The following is a 20,308-nucleotide window of genomic DNA, read 5'->3' on the forward strand; positions in this document are numbered from 1 at the left end:
TAATTGGAATACCATATGTATTGCACTAATTACGCTTTACGAATCGAATCCACATAGATGAATAGGTATATCATTTTTTCACTTATCGCAGCACAACAGTTATTTTTCCAATGTTATGGACAGGAGAAAAGTATCGAGCTTGAAGAAGTAAAAGTTGGAGGGCGACGTTATCACCGGGCAGCGGAAGGAGCCTTATCGATCCAGCTATTGACTGCCGACTCTATACAAAAATACCAGGCGGGAAGTTTAATGCAGACATTAAGCAGACTTCCCGGCGTCAGTGCCATAGGCATAGGAGCCAATCAGTCTAAACCGCAGATTAGAGGGCTCGGATTTAATCGTGTGGCCACGGTAGAAAATGGCATTAAACATGAAGGCCAGCAGTGGGGACTGGATCATGGATTGGAAATCGATCAATTCAGTGTGGGGAGTGCCGAGGTACTAAAGGGATCCAGCTCATTTCTGTATGGTTCAGATGCCATTGGCGGTGTCATTCGGCTATCACCGCCAGCGGAACTACAGGAGACAGGTTTTAAAGGGCAGTTTAACCTATTAACAAAGTCAAACAACGCTACTTTTGGCGGATCGCTACAAGCACAGGGCCGGAAAGGGAACTGGGTATTTGGAGGTGGATTCACGCACCTGGAATATGGCGATTACCGTGTCCCCACAGATACAGTCTATGTTTACAATTATGCGGTACGCCTAAAAGATCGGCATGTTCGCAACACTGCGGGACGAGAGACACATTTTCAACTACGTGGTGGATATCTATCAGATCGTTTTTCTTCGATCTTCTACCTGAGTAATTATCATACAAAGTTTGGCTTCTTTGCCAATGCGCACGGCTTGGAACCAAGGGGCGTAGATACAGCACTTTATGACAAATCCAGTCGTGACATCGGCTTCCCAAGCCAGACGGTCAATCACCTGAAGCTTATTAACCGCAACTTTATCGACCTGGACAAACATAAGCTATGGGTAGACCTGGGCTATCAGAAAAATTACCGACAAGAATATAACAATTACACCGCACATGGTTATATGCCTCCTGTTTATCCGAAAGATATGACTATCCCCATCAATTTGGAAAGATTGTATGACAAACAAGTCTATAGTATCACTGTAAAAGACCAATTTGCGTTGGCCACACATCGACTTACCATTGGCGCAAATGGAGAGTATCAGGATAACCGGATTGATGGTTGGAGCTTCCTTATCCCCACTTTTAGCCAAAAAGCAATAGGCCTATTCGTCTACGATCAATACAAACTCGCGGACGAAACCATACTATATGGGGCATTGCGTTACGATTACAGCCATATTCAGACGTCACCTTATCAGGATTGGTTCGAGTCACAGCTGGAAGAGAATCAGTCGGAAAGAATAGTCCGGGCTACAGCGCTAAGTCGCCGTTTCAATAGCCTGGTTTGGTCTATAGGAGCGGCACATCAATTCGGAGATTTGGAAACAAAAATCAATATAGGAAAAAGTTTCAGGGCCCCCATTGCACAGGAACTTGCCGCCAATGGTGTCAACTATCATTACTTCAGTTATGAAAAAGGCAACGGATCATTATCGCCTGAGCAGTCCTACCAGCTGGATTTATCCTTAACCTGGAATCCAAAAAAAGTCTTTATCGCCGTTACGCCATTCTTTAATTACTTTTCCAATTATATCTATCTCAATCCCACGTCAAGCTACGATCAATATTATGGCGCCGGCAATCAAATCTTTGAATATATGGAAAGCCGTGTTCGCCGTTATGGAGCAGAATTGAAGCTCAGCTACCAGCCTCTGAAACAGTGGAAGGTAGAATTATTGGGTGAATATGTTCGATCGGAACAACTATCAGGTGCAAAGAAAGGATATACACTCCCTTTCTCTCCGGCACCTTCAGCTTTGATGGACATCAGCTGGACAGCAAAAAATAGCACACATTTTAGAGAGACCTATCTTTCCGTCGATTGCAAATGGACAGCAGCGCAGCATCATGTTGTTCCACCAGAAGAGTCCACAGCAGATTATCAGGTCTTCAACTTTCGAGCAGGAACACAACTTCGGTTTTCGGGATCTGTTCTTCAATTACGTTTACAGGTTCAAAATCTCTTTGACAAGAAATATATGGATCATACCAGCTTTTATCGGCTGATATCCTTGCCTGAACAGGGAAGGAATTTTATCCTATCCATTGGAGTTCCATTTGGGAAACAGTCCCGATCATAAGATTATTAAAACTAAACCCTTTGCCCCTTATAAACAACCGTTGAGCAATATACGAGCATCGCAAGCTGATGAATATCGCTTAACACATACACGAATGAATAAAATTTATATATGAAAACACTTCAAAAATACACACTTATTACAGTGCTACTTGCTATGACTGTTGCCTGTAAAAAAGATAAGGAAAGCATTGATACCGAAAAACCTACCATCGCCATCGATTCGGAAACGGCTTTCCCAAAACAATGCAGCACAATTAAACGAGGCACAAGTTTTACTTTCCGCAGTAAGCTATCTGATAATGTAGCACTCGGGAGCTATAGCATCGACGTACACCATAATTTTGACCATCATTCGCATAGCACTGAAATCGGCGAATGCACGGTTGAGGCGATCAAAACGCCCATCAAGCCCTTCACTTTGGTCAAGACAGTTAATATTCCGGGGCAGCCACAGCAATATGATGCCGAATTAAAAATTGATGTGCCAGCAGATATCGATCCGGGTAATTATCATTTTATGATTCAGGTGACTGACCTGGCAGGATGGAGCAGCCAAAAGGGAATCAGCATCCGTATACTCGAGTAATACCATACATATTTATCAACTCAATTTAATTAAATCCATTTTACATGAAAACTAGAAACATTCGCTTCTTCTTCCTGTTAAGTACAATTCTTTTAGGCTTCCTATCGTCCTGTAAGAAAGATAACGAGGAAATTCCAGCACTTGCAAAGCCCCAGATAGGCACACTTGAGATCGGCAGTGGCAATAACAAAACTGTCCAAGCGGGATCAGATCTTCATCTTGAAGGCGATATTGTTGCCGAAGCACTGATTGCTAAAATCGAAATTGAGGTTCATCAAGAAGGTGGAGGTCAGTATAAGTTTACAAAAGCCTATACGGATGGGAAATACATTGGCGTGAAAAATGCAACATTTCATGAACACATCGATGTCCCTGCGGATGCTCCAGCTGGAGCATATCATTTTCATTTTACGGTAACCGACAAAGCCGGAAATGCGACTACAGCTGAATCACCGTTGACTATACAAGGTTCAGATGCCAAAGTTGCTTACAAGCTTGTATTTACGGAAGTAGCCGGCGAGGCCCATGGTGACCACTTCCATGATCTTGCCGACAAAGAAAAGGTAGAACCAATCGCTATCAGTTTTGATGAGAAGGGAACAGCATTGGCTGGAGGACATGCTCACATCAATCCCGCAGGCATCTATAAAATTGAATTAAAACAATTTGATGCTTCTTCAAAAGAAATCCAGGGACAATACATCAGCAATAAAACAACTGCAGATTACTACAAAGCATTCCTTACGGGTGGTTCTTTCGTTTTAAATCCGAATAGTAGTACAGGAAATGGAGCAATCTTTCAAACGAAAGAAACGAACTACGGTGATGGCACTGCAGTAAACGGAGCAACGGAGACGACAGGGATTATCACTTATTTTACGGCAGGAAAAGACAATGAAGGCGAGAAAAATGTATTCTTTGTACTTCGCAAGTTTAACGATGCCAGCACAAAGTCAAAAGTTACCCGTACGGACTGGAACTTATCGGATTATGCCACTAAGTTTGCTGGTCAAGATCTAATAAAGCTATCTTTTGAACTCCACGCAGAAGAAGGAGAAGATTAGCTAGCGCAATAAACTCAGCTTACTTGCCCAAAAGAACCTTCATGATTTCGCCGCTATGAGTGCGGGTATAATCATGAAGGTTTTATTTGTACAGAAATATCGTTTAGTCCCTTACTTTCGTAAGCACATTTCCCTGTTGATCGAGTACCAGCTTCCACTCCTCTTTTCGACTTTTCACTTCAAACACATAACTCGCTTTCTGCTCGGCGATAATTTTTTTTACGTCCTCAATGCGATAGCCTGGAAAATCTCTTTTCACCCGGTCCAGCACACTCTTCGGTAGTTCTCTTTTGTTGATTTCAGTTTTATACCGCAAAAGTTTTCCGTTATGCTGAAACCAAGCTTCCTGGTCAATGCCAAATAAACCCGTTTCAAACTCAGCTTCATAAATATTCCCCTTCAATTCCCAATCTACTTTTTTGGCTTTTGGAAATTTCTGCTGGAAACTATTCACCACGACAGCAGGAACTTGACTTTGTGGTATATCCTGAGCAATAGCTCCTGTTGTTGTCAGTGCAAGTACGAAAGCACTCCAGATTAATTTACAATTCATGATTCTATTTTTAAGTGTACTACAAAGTAAAAAAGCGAATCTGTAAAGATTTGGGAACACTTACCTTCTCCTGCTATATTTTCTAAGGGAACATATTGAGCTGAAAACTATGCTGGTTGTTTTCATAATGGTAGACGATTACAAAGCCATAGAGGTGACAGATGGCCTGCACAATGGCCAGCCCCAAACCAGTACCTTTGGATGCTGCATCTGACTTATAAAAACGGGAGAATACTAGGTTAGCATCCAACGCTGCATGTTCACTTGTATTCGACACGGTAAGCCTTTTGTTCGTTATATGGATATTCACCTCGCCACCTAACTTATTGTGGAACAAAGCATTTCGCAGGAGATTTGATACCACTATATTTGCCAAAGCACCATCCATTTGTACACTCAGCTGATCTTCTTGTACAACATGGATTTTTACCTGTTTAAATTCAGCAATAGCCTCAAACTCCGCTACAATATTCAGCACAAGCGTATTGAACGAAAGATCCTCATTGTGCAAAAATTGTTTATTCTCAATTTTACTCAACAGCAACAAGGATTTATTGAGGCGAACAAGCCGCTCGGCAGTTGCTAATACTGCTGCGACAGTCTCAGACTGTTCCTCGTTCATCCCCTCTGTTTCCGCCATGATTTCCAATTTGTTGATCATAATGGCCAACGGTGTCTGTAATTCATGCGAAGCATTGCCAATAAACTGTTTTTGCTGTTCATAGCTTTCCTCGTTATGGCGAATTAAGGTAGCCACAGCAAGCTGTAGATCTTTAAATTCCTGGATCTGCGTATCCATAGTAGGCTTCTCCTTGGTTTTGCCTAAACGAAACCCTGTCAACTGATCCAAGAAAGTATATAATGGTCCCCATAAACGTTCTATTACGACTTTATTGATAGATACGATACTGATGACCAACAAAACAAATAAAATAACAACAGAATAAAAGAGATTCTTGATTAGATCGCTTTCTTCGATCATAGAATTGATGATCGAAAGTTCATAATAATGTCCTTGATGTTCAAATGCTGTCGTCAACATTCGGACTGGTTCCAATTCCGGCTCGGGATCATCATCGTCCTGCATATACAACATGGTGTCCTTATAAACGTTTTGCATCTTAAGGGCGTGTTCTTCGGAAATCTGGCGCACCTTATAGTTATTTATCCCAAACTCTAAATCTGGGGCTACGGTGGGATTGCTGGAAAGTTCCTGGATAATGAGCCGCTTTTGGTTTTCGAGTTCTTCGTCGATATTATCGTGGATCACCTCCAGCATAAATAGATAGAACACTGTTGACCAGAGGGCGATAACCACCAACACGGAGATAGAAAGATACTTTAGTGTTTGGTTGGCTAATCTCATTTTTCGACAAGTTTATAACCGATTCCATATACCGCTTCAAAATCCACATCAGCATGACTAGCCAAGAATTTTTTGCGCAAATTTTTTATCTGTGAATAGATGAAATCAAGATTATCCGCCTGGTCCGTATTATCGCCCCATACATGTTCTGCCAGCGCACTTTTGCTGACCAGTCTATTTTTGTTCAATAAGAAGTAGTTGAGCATATCGAACTCTTTCCGATTTAACGGCACAGGCTCTTGTGCAATAAATAAGCAGCGTTCATTGAGGTCCAACACAATGTTTCCCATTTCTAACGTATTCTTACCTTCCCGTTGTTTCCTTCGCAACACGGCTTTAATCCGTGCATTCAGCTCCGCAATATGAAAGGGTTTTGTCAAATAGTCATCGGCCCCAAGCTCGAGTCCCTTTAGCTTATCGTCCAGAGAATCCTTTGCGGAGATAATGATCACATTATCGGACTTACCCTCATTTTTGAGCTGATCGAGGATCTGCAAACCATTACCTCCAGGCAGCATGATGTCGAGCAGGATACAATCGTAATCATAAACAGCGACTTTTTCAAGAGCTGATCCATAATCAGCGGCAGTTTCTACCGTATATTCTTCCTTAAGTAAAGATGCCTTCACAATTTCCCTTAAATCCGCTTCGTCTTCAATAACCAATATTTTCATCTTCTTAATTCTATTTAGAGGAAAACTTGTGTAAACAATAGTAATCTGTCCATGCTAAATGACAATTTACATACATAATTGTTTATGACAAAGGTACCTTGAATTTGGGAAAGATTTAGGAATACACTGCTAGCCTCCTATTTTAAGCTGACATCCAGGTAAACCGAATGACGTCCGTAAGTATCATAAAAAGGTTTATAAAGTACATCATCAATGTAAAATTCCAATGTTTCGGGATTCCCTTTAATAGACTTAGCAATATCCTTTGCGTCTAAAGTTACTTTACGCCAGTCTTTTCTTGCTGCAGGTTCCTGGGCGGCCAATAGGATTGGCCCATAAAACAGACTTGCAATATTGGGCTGATCCATAATCGGGTCCAGATGAAACTGAAATGGCATTTTGAGGTTGATCACATCCCCATCTTTCCAAGTACGGTTTAAGGTCAGATAAGTGCCCGGCTCAGCTTTAATTTTTTGATCGACTCCATTTATTGCAACAAAAAATCCCTTTGTTGCCCAGCTTGGCACTCGCACATGAAGGTCAAATTTGCCATTCCCCCGTATGGTCAGCGCTGTTTGATCCGCTTTAGGAAAACTGGTTTGTTGCTCGACGCTGATTCCTCGTTCCGTCCAGTGTAGGGTAGAAGGAATATACAGATTGACATACAGCGCCTGGTCATCTTTGCTTTTAAAATAGATTGTATTCTGCAATTTAGTACTGCTCTCAATAGCCGTACCATTACAGCAGGTAAAGCCTTTCATATCAGCATTTCCAAACTGCTTAATAGATCCCGCGCGTAAAGGCACATGATACGTGTTTGCTGGACTATTTTCAGCAACAGAAGCTAAGATATGATTGTATAATCCACGTTCATAATAATCCATCAACTCTGCGCGCTGATCGAACATAAACAAGTCACTTGTCAATTTCAGCATGTTATAGGTTGCACAGGTTTCGTTCTGCCCACCTGCAGAAAATCCATTTTCATATAATGTCGCCGGCTGACTAATAAAACATTCGGCATTGGCCGGATTTCTGGCTCCAGCCACACCACCGATACTATACATATAATCGTTGGTGGCCTTATACCAAAAGTTATCCGCTATTTTATAATATTGAGGCTCATTGGACACCCGGTATAGCTCCATGCTACCCACAATTTGAGGAATATGCTGATTGGCATGTAAGCCCCTAAAAGTATCTACATTTTTGGCCAGTCCATGTGTGTGCGCGGCATTGCCGTAGAACATATCAATATTGTCAAATAAGCGGGCGGTTTTTAAGTAATTCTCTTCACCCGTTATACGATATAACCTTGCCATCACTTCATTCATTCCGCCAAATTCACCTGCGATATACGTATTCCACATTTTGATTAATGTCTCTGTCGGGACTTTATTTAAACGTGTATACACCCAATTGCCCATTCCCTGTGCGATCTCCAATGCTTTTTTATTTCCACTTACCTCATAAACATCCATCAGGCCCGCCAGGATTTTATGCAGCGTATAATAGGGTGCCCAAACCTGGTTCTTCTGCCCGCCATATTTTGCGCCATGCTCAAGCATAATAAACTGATCCGGGGGATAGGCACTGATAAAGCCAAGTCCCCAGTTCCAATAATCTGTACGGATTCCTTCGTCACTCAGGTCAGAATCATAAGCTGATTTACCGGGGCCATAAGGTACTGCAGCAGGATCCGCAATAGAAGCCTGTCCCGCTTGTCTCGGCGTACCCGACAACTTTGACAAGGCATAAAGCACGTTGACCATGGTATCCATCTTCCCCAAAAATTTTGACTGGAGTACCTTATCGTACCCTGTACTCGCATAAGCTTGTGCAATTGCCGTCAGATAATGTCCTGTAGCATGACCGCGCAGTTTGATATCCTGGCTGTCCCATACTTCCAAGGGCTGCGTACCGATCGGTTGTTTTTGCCCAAACGCGTGTCGAAACATATAGAGGAATGAATTGGGATCCGATTTTGCCAATGTATCAATGAATTTATTGCGATTTTCAATAAACTTCGTTTGATGCTGCTTTACATCCGTATTAAGGGAAACCTGATCCAAGTGAAATGCGTCCAATTTTAAGCTAGGCATCTTGGACCTTACCTTCCCTTTGACTGTAATGATGGCTTTGGGTTTCAGATCAGTCCCGGGAATACGTCCCGTGACGGTATAAGCTGTTTGCTGCGCGACGGCACTATTGTCGGTTGGTGCAGGCCACAACACACGCACTTTTGGTCCCACCATACCGTCTTTATATGTCCCGACGACATAACTCGGCAATCGTGGCAGCTCGCCTACCTCTGTTTCTACTGTGACATCTGCAACTCCGGTTAAAAAGGCATTATAAAGCTCTGCTTTGTTCATTGGAAATCGCGGTAGGTCATCCTCAGCCTTACCTTTAGAAGTAACATCTTCACGCACACCCTTCAACGCATTTCTGTACACCATGCCGATCTGGTTTCGATTCAGCGGCACACGATAAATGCGAAAATCATGCAACAGTGCATTTAAACTTACATTTCCACCCAACAGGGATTTTCCAATGTATAATGTCCTCTTACTACCTGTCTGTCCAAAAACCTCGGTCAACTCTTGTGGGATGTCTTTAACTTCTCCAGCGGGCATACCATCTAAATATGTTTGCATAGCCCCTGTAGCAATATCAACTACAATGGCCAAGTGCACCCATTTGTTTAAAGGCACTGCCGAAGAGACCGCATTTTTTACTTCGGCCTTCTTTTGGGCGATTATCCCCATATAGCCACCTTGTAGCGCTGTACCTGTTGGTGTCCCTGCAAAATGCCTGGTGATATCTTGTCCAAAATCGAATAAATACTGGCCAGACTGCGCTGCACGTAAGTACATCCAGCCTGTTATACTAATAGACTCGAGATCCGCGAGTACTTGCGCTGGAAGTACGACAAAATCGTCCTTCCCTCCAGCTAGAGAAAGCACTTTTGTAAATTGCTTATCTGATACAAATGAAGCTTTTGTGCCTTGGAATTTACCATGTAGTCCATTGCGCGACCAATCCTTAAAATCCCCATCAAAGACGTAACGGGCCACCATGCCTGTCTCTCCAATACCATCCAGGATCTGATCCCCACCCTGTGCCACAGCTACAGCTGTCGTTTTGATAAAAATCGTAAGAATTGCTGCAAAATATATCGTATATCTTTTCATATCGCTATCTTTTATTCGCTAATGATTTATTGTTTAAAGATCACCTTCTAGCCAGGTGAAAGCTATTACCGTATCCTTTTCCTTGGTTGTCTTCAACAGATGACGAACAAAAAGAGAAGCAATGCCTATTAATAAGCTTCCAAAGTCGAAGAACATTTTCTGTATTGCCGTCTATTTGACATTTATAAAATTAATGACTCTACATCATTATACATAGGTTTATTTTAGCCGATATTCTCCAGATTTTAACTAAGGTGTATCGCGTATACTGTCGTCCATAGCCCCACAACTCCTGCCGCCCGCCAGGAGAAGTAAAACGCCAATATGCTACGAAGATAGAAACATGCGCAAACTCAGCTCGCTATGATCGATTACTCCTCGGTATTTTGTATTTTAGATTCGATATGATCTACTATGGATAAACGAAATTCAAAAATTTGGGCACCAGTGATCAGTCTGGATGGTTTCCGCAAGGAACAGACTGCAGGGCGCGACGAACTCCTATTTAATGAACTGCATGGCGAGCGGCTCATCGACAAACCGCATAAACATGACTTCTTTATCATAAATCTGTTCGATAAAGCATCCGGCGTCCATACGATCGATTCGATTGACCATATCATCAAAGACCATCAGGTTCATGTGCTCTTTCCGGGGCAAATGCACAAATGGCATGTCTATGCGGGTACTATAGGCTATCAACTCATGATTGAACGATCTTTTTTTGAGCACTTTGCCCCTTTCTTTCGCTTTTCATTCACCAATTACCAAAACCATCCCGTCATTGATCTTACCGCAGATGCTTTTGCACAATTGCATTATGAATTTGAATCTGTGAAGCAGGAGTTAAAAAGAGAAAATTCACTTATTCCATTGATAACTGCCCGAGCGGGAGTGATCGCAGCGATTGTAAGTCGAGAGGCCGAGTCTGCCTTCACCGAATTCAAAGTCTATCAGTCTGTTCCACGACTTGCCAAGTTCAATATGCTCATTGATGAATTTTTTAGGGAGCAAAAGCTCGTCGTCTTTTATGCCGAAAAGCTTCATATTTCGCCCAATTACCTGAACATACTGTGCAAAAAACATCTGAAAATATCAGCCACACAACTTATTCACCAACGGATCAGCATTGAAGCCAAACGTCTTTTACAAAGCACAGAGCGATCCATTAAAGAAATTGCCTTTGAATTGGGTTTTGCAGATCAAGCTTATTTTTCAAACTTTTTTAAACAGCAAACGGGGGCAAGTCCAAGTGACTTTAGAGAAAATATTCATGTGGGGGAAACTCCAAGTCCCTTGAAAGCAACTTGAAAAAAAGATAAATCACACAAAGAATGGCAGAAATCTCCCAGCAATAATAGGGTACCAGCTATGTAACTTTGTAAAAGACTGGTAGACTTTTTATTCCGGTCACAAAATAACATAATAGGAAATCAAATGAAATCAACGGCCCTTACACGCAAGGAGTTTATCAGAAACTCTGCTCTGGCTCTTGCGGGTGCAACATTTATCCCGGGAATGCTATTTGCAGAAAATCAACCTAATGTGGTTCATCAAGGACTTTTGAGCGGCTACCAAGGTAAAAAAAGTTATACGTTGAAAAACGTGTTGTTGGAAACCGGATTTGAGTACGATGGTGATGGCAATGTAACCGCAACAAAGACCGGTCTTTTTTCCATTCAGATAGCAAACGGCAAAATCAAAAATATCAGTGCCAACAGCAACAGTGTTGATGCGATCGATGCAAAAGGACTTTTGATGCTGCCTTCTTTTAAAGATATGCATATCCATTTGGATAAGACCTATTATGGCGACAAATGGCAGGCAGTAAGACGTGGCCCCGGAGGTGTAAAGGGTATGATTGCTCTAGAACAGAAAATTTTGCCAGAACTGCTCAAAAACTCTACCCATAAAGCAGAAAAACTAATTGAACTGTTACAATCCAAGGGAACTGCCTTTGCACGTAGTCATGTCAATATTGAACCGACATCCAAACTAGATTCTTTACATCATCTGCAACTGGCACTTGAAAACAAGAAAAATGGATTTGGAGCTGAATTGGTTGCTTTTCCACAACACGGTGTCTTCTATACCGATTCGGTTCCTTATCTCAAGGAAGCGGCTAAAACCAATATTGATTTTATCGGTGGGGTCGATCCTTTTTCCATCGATGGCGCTATTGAAAAGACAATGGATTTTACGGTTCAACTGGCATTGGATAACAACAAAGGAATTGACATTCACTTACACGAGTCTGGAGAATCCGGTTTGAAAACTGTAGAATACTTAATCAATAAAGTAAACGAGAACCCTGTTCTCAAAGGCAAAACCTACCTCAGCCATTGTTTTGTGCTTGGTCGACTGGAAAAAGCCAAACAACAAGAAATGGCCGAAAAACTGGGCGCCGCACAAATCGGTATAGTTTCTACGATCCCATTTGGAGGGTTGATTATGCCTATTCCGACGCTCATGGAAAATAATGTTAAAGTCATGACGGGGAATGACAGTATTGTAGATCATTGGAATACTTTCGGAACAGGCAGCGTGCTACAAAAAGCCAATCTTGCAGCTCAGGTATACGGCCAGGCTACCGAATATGCACTATCCCGTATGCTGAAACTTGCTACTGCAGGCCCTACTCCATTGGATGACAAAGGCAATATGCAATGGCCAAAAGTAGGAGACAGTGCAGACATTGCATTCCTTGACGCAAGTTGCTCAGCGGAAGCTATTTCAAGAATATCGCCCGTAAAATCACTTATCTATCAAGGAAATCTTGTTTTCTAACCGTAAGACAAGCCAATAAACGACGCAGGATTTCAGCTTTGTTGACAAAAACAACCCAGCTAAGCAGAAAACATCTCCTATGAAAACCAGAAAGGTTCGGGGTAGTCATTACCTTCGGACCTTTTGTCTAAGATTTAAACGCTTCATGATCCGCGGTTCAATCCGATCGCTCAGCAGATAAGCCAGGGTAAGCATAAGAATTATAACACCTGAAAGGAGCAGGTATTTATTCAGATACAGATACAGGTGATTAAAAATAATAAAGCCGATGTGTTGATGGATTAAATACAGCGGATAGGTCAACATGCCGATTTTAACAAATCCAGACGAATTGATCGCCTGCAGTTTTTTACAGGAAACCAGTAACATGAGCAGGTAAAACACAACGATGGTCGCACCAATAATATAAGGTGAAAAGTCACTGTGGAAGGTTCGTTCCAACCAATGAATACGTCCCACAGCACCATCGATGGAAATGTACAAACACCAAGGTAGGGCCACAAAATGCTGAACTTTTGCTCCATGCAAAAAGATCTGACAAAATATAATTCCAGCAATAAAGTATGCACTCCAATCGAGTAAAAAGAACTCATGGATTGCGTCATAAATTTCCGAAGGCCCAACAAAAAAGCGTAGGCTGGACAATAGCAGCCAAAAATACACCAGATAATCTAAACCTATTTTTTTAAATTGATTTAGAATTAGAAATAAAGCGATGATCAGGTAAAATTTCAACTCCACATAGAGTGACCAATAAGCGCCATCGACATCCCCCTGTCCCCATAGTTTTTGCACCATGGTCAGATTGGCCAATAGTTGGGTGAATGTGACATGATAACGCGGTGCGCCCCAAAAATAAGAAACGATAAAAGTCAACAACAAACAAATCCAATACATCGGATACAAACGCTTGAAACGGGAATAGCAGAACTTCCGCAGTGAAAGATGTTTAATGGAAAAAGCGATCACAAAACCACTAATGATAAAAAATAAGTCTACGCCCAGGTAGCCGTATTTAAAATATTCTCCGACTCCATCGAAACCCAATAGCGACATATTTCCGGCTGCATACCCCCGATATAAATAATGATATAATATAACGGCGGATGCTGCGATAAAGCGAAACAGATCGATTTGATAGATTCTTTTAGACTCAGACATTTGGCTGCAAATATACGCTGTTTTTCGAAAATTCTCAGGAGCAATACACTTGCTATATAACAGATGTCCTATAACAGCTATTATTAAAAGACACCGACAAAAGTGGCCGCTCTCATTCAACTTTATAACATCATTATGTGACTTGTTTACATTGCATTTAGCGCAGTTGCTGAGTAACTTTACTAGAGTTTAATCCCATAAAATAGAGGAAATTATGAAAAAGAACCTATTTATACCCTTCATTGCACTTGCAGCCATATGTTTTGGAAATAAAGCCAAAGCCCAAGTGACGGCGACCTCCCAACCTGTCACAGTCAATATCAACTTGACAGATGCCATTTCGATTACATTGGGTGCAACCCCGACAGTTAATTTTACGTATACCACAGCGGCAGATTATACCGCATCAAAAACTGTTGAGAAAGCGGGCCATTTTACTGTGGTAAGTAATAAACCGTATAATCTTACTGTTGCTGCGACGGCTGCATTTACACCTGCGGGAGGGCCAGCACTAAACATTGTGACAGTTACAGTACCTGCAGCCAGTGCAAACGGAGGTACTCCCGTGGCAAATGTACCGCTAAGTACAACAGCAGCATCGCTGGTAACCAATTCAACAGCCTCTACAGGAGCAAGTTATACCGTAGATTATACCATAGCCAATCCAGCATCACTTTTGAATCTTGGCGCATCGGCCTATAGTACAACAGTCACTTATACAGCGACACAACTATAACTAGAAAGATAATTTTATCCGTGAGATATTATTTAACACTATTAGTCCTTTATATCTGTAATACCCTGGTCTATGGACAGGGTATTTCAATTTCTCCATCCCGCATTTTTTTTACTGGCGAGCCGGGACAGACAGTTTCTCAGGTGATTACTTTTAGCAACACCTCGAACGCTGAGCTCAATTTTGTCGCCAACCTGAAAGATTGGGACCGCGATTCTATTGGGGTAAAAAAATATTATTCTCCGGGTCAAAAACAGCAATCAAATGCGGCCTGGCTTACGCTATCAGAAAATACTGTGCGCCTGGCTCCGGGAGAGACCAAATCGGTGAATCTTTCCATGACGATCCCCAAAAACCCAGCTCCACAGCAGCTAAGCAACGCGATGCTTTTTTTTACACAAGTGAAAGAACAAAAAGCCGCACTCCAAAATGGCCTTAATATGAACGTGCTTATTGAAGTAGGTATTCAGGTCTACCATACCCCTTCCGGATTAAATCCTGGAGATCTGGAATTCCTTGCTTTTGAGGACAGACATTTGATTCCGAGTCAGAGGGGCCAGTCTGTGCGCCGCATGGATGTACACGTTAAAAACACCGGACAAATTAACAAGGATGCATATGTACGTTTTGAGCTAACCAATACAGAAACGGGAGAGGAAATCCCTATTAAGGCCGTCGCTATCGCGATGCTCCCTAGCTCGGATCAATGGGTGCAAATAGACCTTCCAGAGAAACTTGCTGCAGGACATTATCTTGCCGTTGCAATATTAGATGCAGGCAGCCAATATGATTTGAAAATTGCAGAGAAAGAAATTACATATTAAGCGGAATTTTGCGGTTTACTTCCTAGGCTTATTTAGCTTCTATGGGCATCGTACCTATGCACAGACGACGACTTCCATCACCTTACCTCAAGCGAACATACAGGCTAGAACCGACTATAATACGACTATTAATGCAGGGAGCTATAACAGTGTAATCACCTTACTTCCTTCTTTTTCCGTAAAATCCAGTTCAGCAACTTTTACCAGCACGACAAGTGGAAGTTTTCCGGCCAGTGCAGTACATATGAAACTTTCGAGTATTGGCAGCCTTGTATTACTCGGGTTGGGCGCAAATAATGAAGTCGCCCTATCAACTGGCGGCGGTTTACTCTATGCGGCTGTAGCTAGTGTTGCTTCGGGTGCGGTAACCGCCAATGCACGTATTGCTACTGCGAGCCAGACTTGGACTGCAGGGGTATTTACAGATGACGTCAGCTTTTACACGCAAGGATTATTGGCGGGGTCTATCTCTCCAGCAAGCTTCACGCTATCCATCACCATCCCCGGATTTATCAGTCCACCAAGCAGCATAGGAACAACGAGTATTGCTGTAAATGATCTTAGTTTTTACCGTTCTGCCAATGGGATCAGCGCCAGTCAGGTAATACCAGTATCAAGCACCGTACCTTACGTCCCAAGTATCCGATCAAGCAGCGCTCAGTTTAGTTTTAGTACCGGACTCTCCTACAACACATTACCTGTTTCCCCTGTCTCCACAGTGAGCGCTTCACTCAGTGGTGTCGCAACAGCAACCTCGGCCATTTTGTCGACCAGTGATCAAACACTTACAAGCGCTGCCGGAATAGCTGTCCCTACCAATAACAGCAGTTCGATCACACATAGTTACACAATTAGCACCGCATCCCTAAAAAGCAACTTTATACAAGCCGGAACCTACACTGTCCCCCTCACCTACACCTGGAACAAGTCGTCCTCGGCCACCTATCCTACAACACCAGTGCAGGCGCAGGCTAGTGGAAATTTGACTATCGCTGTTAGTGACTTAGGCGAGATTGTCGCCAACCAACAGACAGTGAGTCTACCTTTCGTAACCACCAGTAACTATGTAAACGGAGTCAGTGTTAACATGCCAGCTCATTTAAAACTGAGTAAAACCACGCCCTACAACTTGTATGTACGCGCCACTTCCAACAGTTTTACCTCCGGTGTCAACAGTATTCCATTAAGTGTTTTGACTATTGGGCCCATGGCTGGCCAGACTGGCGTAAATACAGTTACCTTGTCTACAACAGCCCAACAGCTCATCCAAAATGCAAATCCTGTCATCGATCGAACACTCGATATGCAGTACAGCATCCCCGCTTCGCAGACCAGTAATCTTCTGGGTAAACCAGCCGGCACCTATTCCGCGAATATCATCTATAGCTTTGTTTCACCCTAAAATCTTTTAATGCCAACTTTGCGCCTTTGATCTCGGTAACGCAAGGATGGAAGCTCATTCAGTCCTTCAGCTTTCACTTCTGCTTCGCAATTTGAATTTTCAATAACAAAAGGCATTCCTTCCATCTCAACCGTCAACTTATAAAAACCAATAGGCAGATAGAAAACATATTCTCCTTCTTCGTTGGTTAATGTATTATATCTCTTGCCCTGTCTGTCATTCGCGGTAATTCGAATACCACTCAAATCAGGCTTTGATTCCAGATATTTACTGGCGATTAGCTGCAGTTTACCCTTTGCGGACTTTGTTTTGATCAGCGGAATATCCATGGACTGGTCCTTGGTCAATACAACCGTCGATGGCCCCTGAGAAACCCAACCTTGATGGTTTTCTGTTTGAATGGAAAAAGAGCCAGCCTCCATGTCAACAAACTTGACCCGCCCCTTTCCATCTGTTATGGCAGCTTCTTTTCCGATTCGAATCAACACAGATTCTACAAATGCCTCATCATCATCACGGATTCCGTTGTTATTTTTATCGTCAAAACAGGTCAGCTGTAAGCTATAGCCTTTATAACTGCCAGTACGTCCAAAATTCTTTTCTATCCCCACTCTAATTTGCCTATTGTTAAACGAATAGCGATCCAGGGGTTGCGGTGGATTTATTGGATCTGTTATAAACAGTAATTTCCCTTTGATAAACGTATAAAAAATATCTGCAGTGAGGGTCCAGTTGTCCTTCATTCGCCAGCGCGCATTTCCATTGATGGACAAATTATTGCTACGGGAAAAACCATAATAACTGTACATGGTCGAAAGCTGTACCTGTAAATTTTGGCCGAATGCCTCAAAGTGTGTATTAGGTCCTAGCGAATACATGCTATAGTTAGCATTGGTATAGGTAGCCAAAAGATCACTCAAATAATAAGGATTGATCTGAACAAATGCATTAAAGCCAACGAGTGCATTGTCATAGTTACCCGATACACGTAATGAATGAAAAGGTGCAATGGGCTTTTCAGCTGTATTTTTGTAAGTATAACCATAGTCCGTCTGCAGCGAAAAGCGATGGTACTTCGTGAAAAAATTAAGATCTAAAACCGTTCTTACTGAACTGGATTTCCAGTTTACAGCATTACTCCCAACTCCTAACCAGCTGTGATAATCTGCACGCTGCTTCATCCAATAGGGTCTCAAATCAACATTCAATCGCCCAAAAGCTGTACGATACCCAAGTTCATAAATTTCAATCCGATTGCTGTTACTAAAAAGGTAATTTTTATCCCCAACCTGATACTTCGGTTGATTATCCATAAAACTCATCCTGACGGAGAGGCTCTTAGCTTCCTCCAGCGGAATGACCACACGTGAGTCTGACTGCAAGAGCCCCCTTCTGAGTCCGACATAATAGGGGGAACTATAATAATTGATACTTGAAATCTGAAACTGATCAAAAATCCCATTATAATTTACGCCAGCAGCTAGCCCAGCCTTTTGACCATCAATATCGACCTGTTCGACGCTTGTACCAGCTTCAAAGGTAAGATTTTGATTCGCCGACCAGTCTTTATATCCTTTTCCACTGAGCAGATGACTCCGGACATTCCTGTAATTGTCTTTACTGTACAAATAAGCCAGGCTACTTTCTTGGTTTTTATCTGATTTAAACGCATACTTTAGGCCTAACACGCCGCCGCCGGGGGAGAACGTATTCAGCTGATTCCATAGGAAATAATTATTTTGTACAGCATATACACTAATGGTTCGGGACTTATCAAATTTATAACTTGTCCGCATACCCCGGCCGTTTACATATTGATCTAAATTTTCATAAATATTACCAGCCTTCAGACCCCATTTTTCAGTTTGATAATCGAGATAACTATCGTACATCGTAAAAGCATGCTGATCTTGAAAATAATCCATATTCATGCGATAGCTCAATGAAGTTCCCTTGTTCAATTCAAGATTTCCATATCCCTGAAGTTGATACACCGATATATCCTGTCCCTTATTGAGATAACGTAAGGCAGCCATATTGCTGTAGGGCTGATTCTGTAAGTTCATGGCCGAACCGAACCGTTTTACGCTGCCTACTGTCATGATGCGCAGTCGACTCGTCGCAAGTTGTTTACCGCCTGCTTCAATAGCTATCATCGTCAGTTCTACATCCGTGGCTATTTTCTTTGTGCGCATACGAGCAGTAAATCTCAATAATGACTGCCCTCCTGCTGCCAATGTTGTTGGTAATGTTTCACCTACGACCTCCAGTTCCGAAGGAAGGTTGGCAAACTGCAGTTGAAAGGTAAACGGTATTAAACCCATATTGACAACGCGTACCAAAAATTGCGTTTGTCCAGTTGACTGATCAATAAAATACTCGGGTTGTTCAGACTGAATCAATAGCGCTGTCTGAACATCCAGTTTTGTGCAGAAAATTTGAGGGGGCTGTATAGTTACAGCAGAGTCTTTCGAATTCAACCCTATGCTAAATTTTTGTATTGCATCCGAGATCGTCCGTCGATCGGTCATGTATTTCAAAGGGAAACCTCTCGTTTCGTGTGGTTTCAGTACAATCAATGGAGGCAATTTGATCAATCCCTGCAATGCCTTCTTATCATTGGACTCAGGGTTTAGTTCAATTGTTCTATCCGTGTAGTTAACAATCGTTAGTTTGTTTGAAAATGTCTGGGATGGCGTGATCCGAACGGTATCGAATTCGAACTGATAGGCAATATCGTATCGTTGCTGACTTTTCGCTATGGATAAGAAAAGAGCAGTATAACAGAAAAGAAACACAAAAATTAAAAGGCTTCTTATTGGCATAGCATATCATTCAAGTAGCTATAAAAATCAGGCTAAATTTAAAGAGATCGAAATTTAGGAGGTCACATGTTCATGTAATGAATTATTAAGCTGTCAATTGCGCAATCAATTCACCTTTACTATTGATCTGAAACTTTCTATATATTCGCTTGATATAAATACGTACCGTGTCCAACGATATTGCATATTTTTGGGCAATCATTTTATAGCTAAGGCCCTCAATAATACCATTAGCGATCTGCAACTCGCGAGCAGTCAGCAAATTTTCGGATTTTTTGGCACTGAAGGCCTGTTCAATCAAAGCACGATTAACAAAAGGGCTAATGAAAGAACCATTTCCCAATGTCATTGTTATCGCATTTTTTAAAGATTGGAGACATGTTTTCTTCAACATATACCCCACTGCACCTTGCCTAAAACAGCTACGCACCATCCTTACATCACAATTATTAGTCAGAACCAGTATTTCAGCCCTTGGGAACGCGCTTTTCACCCTTTCAACAATTAAGTTATCCTGCTGATCAATGTCGACAATCATAACATCAGGAACTTGATTGCGCCCTGAAGACGCAAGTGTATCCCGATCAAAGAGTACATGGATCGGGATCGTTGATTCAGCTATATTTTTTTCCGAGATGATTGTTTTTGTTTCCACCCGTTCTTGCTCATCCATGTCTATTATCCCAACTGTAATCATGATATTTCACATTTTATTAAACTGAACACTATAAACCCTGCTGATTTCCACGCTATTTACAACTCTATTCTATCAATCTATTGTTATATAGACAAACCTATCCCTAAAATTGTTTCTAAAGAAAAAAAATAATCATAATAAAATTTAAGGCGAAGCGAAATTAATCACTTTAGAAATGAATTTCACAATAATTTATATACTAGCCAATAAA

Annotated in this window: 15 protein-coding genes; 8 read left to right on the forward strand and 7 right to left on the reverse strand. The window is 41.9% G+C overall.

Going from position 1 to position 20,308, the window contains the following annotated elements; translation table 11 throughout:
- The first annotated feature begins 57 nt into the window (after positions 1-57).
- From ACHWSC_RS10115 to ACHWSC_RS10125, 3 genes are all read left to right on the forward strand, one after another.
- Positions 58-2,226 carry a TonB-dependent receptor gene (locus ACHWSC_RS10115; protein WP_394676655.1) on the forward strand — a complete coding sequence of 723 codons (2,169 nt, stop codon included), beginning with the start codon at positions 58-60 and terminating at the stop codon, positions 2,224-2,226.
- A 111-nt stretch (positions 2,227-2,337) separates the two neighbouring features.
- Entirely contained in the window at positions 2,338-2,814 is a 477-nt protein-coding gene (locus tag ACHWSC_RS10120; RefSeq protein ID WP_288065855.1) for a DUF4625 domain-containing protein, read from the forward strand.
- Positions 2,815-2,858: 44 nt separating this feature from the next.
- The gene (locus tag ACHWSC_RS10125) at positions 2,859-3,878 is read left to right on the forward strand and encodes a DUF4625 domain-containing protein (RefSeq protein WP_394676656.1); all 1,020 of its coding nucleotides are present in this window, start codon (positions 2,859-2,861) and stop codon (positions 3,876-3,878) included.
- 103 nt (positions 3,879-3,981) lie between these two features.
- On the opposite strand, the gene ACHWSC_RS10130 is transcribed toward ACHWSC_RS10125, so the two are convergent.
- The 4 genes from ACHWSC_RS10130 to ACHWSC_RS10145 form a co-directional block, all read right to left on the reverse strand.
- Positions 3,982-4,431 (reverse strand): PepSY-like domain-containing protein, encoded by a 450-nt coding sequence (locus tag ACHWSC_RS10130; protein ID WP_394676657.1) that lies wholly within the window; start codon positions 4,429-4,431, stop codon positions 3,982-3,984.
- Between the two features lie 82 nt (positions 4,432-4,513).
- Complete coding sequence (locus tag ACHWSC_RS10135; RefSeq protein WP_394676658.1) at positions 4,514-5,797, reverse strand: sensor histidine kinase; 1,284 nt, start codon at positions 5,795-5,797, stop codon at positions 4,514-4,516.
- On the reverse strand, positions 5,794-6,471 hold the full coding sequence (locus ACHWSC_RS10140) for a response regulator transcription factor (protein WP_088159945.1): 678 nt from the start codon (positions 6,469-6,471) through the stop codon (positions 5,794-5,796). Before ACHWSC_RS10140 ends, ACHWSC_RS10135 begins: the two co-directional genes overlap by 4 nt.
- A gap of 137 nt (positions 6,472-6,608) precedes the next feature.
- Complete coding sequence (locus tag ACHWSC_RS10145; RefSeq protein WP_394676659.1) at positions 6,609-9,665, reverse strand: beta-L-arabinofuranosidase domain-containing protein; 3,057 nt, start codon at positions 9,663-9,665, stop codon at positions 6,609-6,611.
- Between the two features lie 414 nt (positions 9,666-10,079).
- On the opposite strand from ACHWSC_RS10145, the gene ACHWSC_RS10150 reads away from it, so the two are divergent.
- Together ACHWSC_RS10150 and ACHWSC_RS10155 are read left to right on the forward strand one after the other, a co-directional pair.
- Positions 10,080-10,976 carry a helix-turn-helix domain-containing protein gene (locus ACHWSC_RS10150; protein WP_394676660.1) on the forward strand — a complete coding sequence of 299 codons (897 nt, stop codon included), beginning with the start codon at positions 10,080-10,082 and terminating at the stop codon, positions 10,974-10,976.
- Positions 10,977-11,102: 126 nt separating this feature from the next.
- Positions 11,103-12,452, forward strand: a complete 1,350-nt coding sequence (locus ACHWSC_RS10155) for an amidohydrolase (protein ID WP_394676661.1) — start codon at positions 11,103-11,105, stop codon at positions 12,450-12,452.
- 108 nt (positions 12,453-12,560) lie between these two features.
- On the opposite strand, the gene ACHWSC_RS10160 is transcribed toward ACHWSC_RS10155, so the two are convergent.
- Positions 12,561-13,613 carry an acyltransferase family protein gene (locus ACHWSC_RS10160; RefSeq protein WP_394676662.1) on the reverse strand — a complete coding sequence of 351 codons (1,053 nt, stop codon included), beginning with the start codon at positions 13,611-13,613 and terminating at the stop codon, positions 12,561-12,563.
- 214 nt (positions 13,614-13,827) lie between these two features.
- On the opposite strand from ACHWSC_RS10160, the gene ACHWSC_RS10165 reads away from it, so the two are divergent.
- The 3 genes from ACHWSC_RS10165 to ACHWSC_RS10175 are packed head-to-tail and all read left to right on the forward strand — an operon-like array spanning position 13,828 to position 16,575.
- The gene (locus ACHWSC_RS10165; protein WP_394676663.1) at positions 13,828-14,349 is read left to right on the forward strand and encodes a hypothetical protein; all 522 of its coding nucleotides are present in this window, start codon (positions 13,828-13,830) and stop codon (positions 14,347-14,349) included.
- Positions 14,350-14,369: 20 nt separating this feature from the next.
- Positions 14,370-15,173: a hypothetical protein gene (locus tag ACHWSC_RS10170; RefSeq protein ID WP_394676664.1), complete on the forward strand. Its 804-nt coding sequence runs from the start codon at positions 14,370-14,372 to the stop codon at positions 15,171-15,173.
- The gene (locus ACHWSC_RS10175; protein WP_394676665.1) at positions 15,148-16,575 is read left to right on the forward strand and encodes a hypothetical protein; all 1,428 of its coding nucleotides are present in this window, start codon (positions 15,148-15,150) and stop codon (positions 16,573-16,575) included. The genes ACHWSC_RS10170 and ACHWSC_RS10175 overlap by 26 nt, the downstream gene beginning before the upstream one ends.
- Here the strand turns inward: ACHWSC_RS10175 and ACHWSC_RS10180 are convergent.
- Entirely contained in the window at positions 16,572-19,400 is a 2,829-nt protein-coding gene (locus ACHWSC_RS10180) for a collagen binding domain-containing protein (protein ID WP_394676666.1), read from the reverse strand. The genes ACHWSC_RS10175 and ACHWSC_RS10180 overlap by 4 nt on opposite strands.
- Before the next feature lie 85 nt (positions 19,401-19,485).
- Complete coding sequence (locus ACHWSC_RS10185; protein WP_394676667.1) at positions 19,486-20,097, reverse strand: LuxR C-terminal-related transcriptional regulator; 612 nt, start codon at positions 20,095-20,097, stop codon at positions 19,486-19,488.
- Positions 20,098-20,308: the final 211 nt, after the last annotated feature.

The organism is uncultured Sphingobacterium sp. (genome assembly GCF_964277905.1).
GTDB lineage: Bacteria > Bacteroidota > Bacteroidia > Sphingobacteriales > Sphingobacteriaceae > Sphingobacterium > Sphingobacterium siyangense.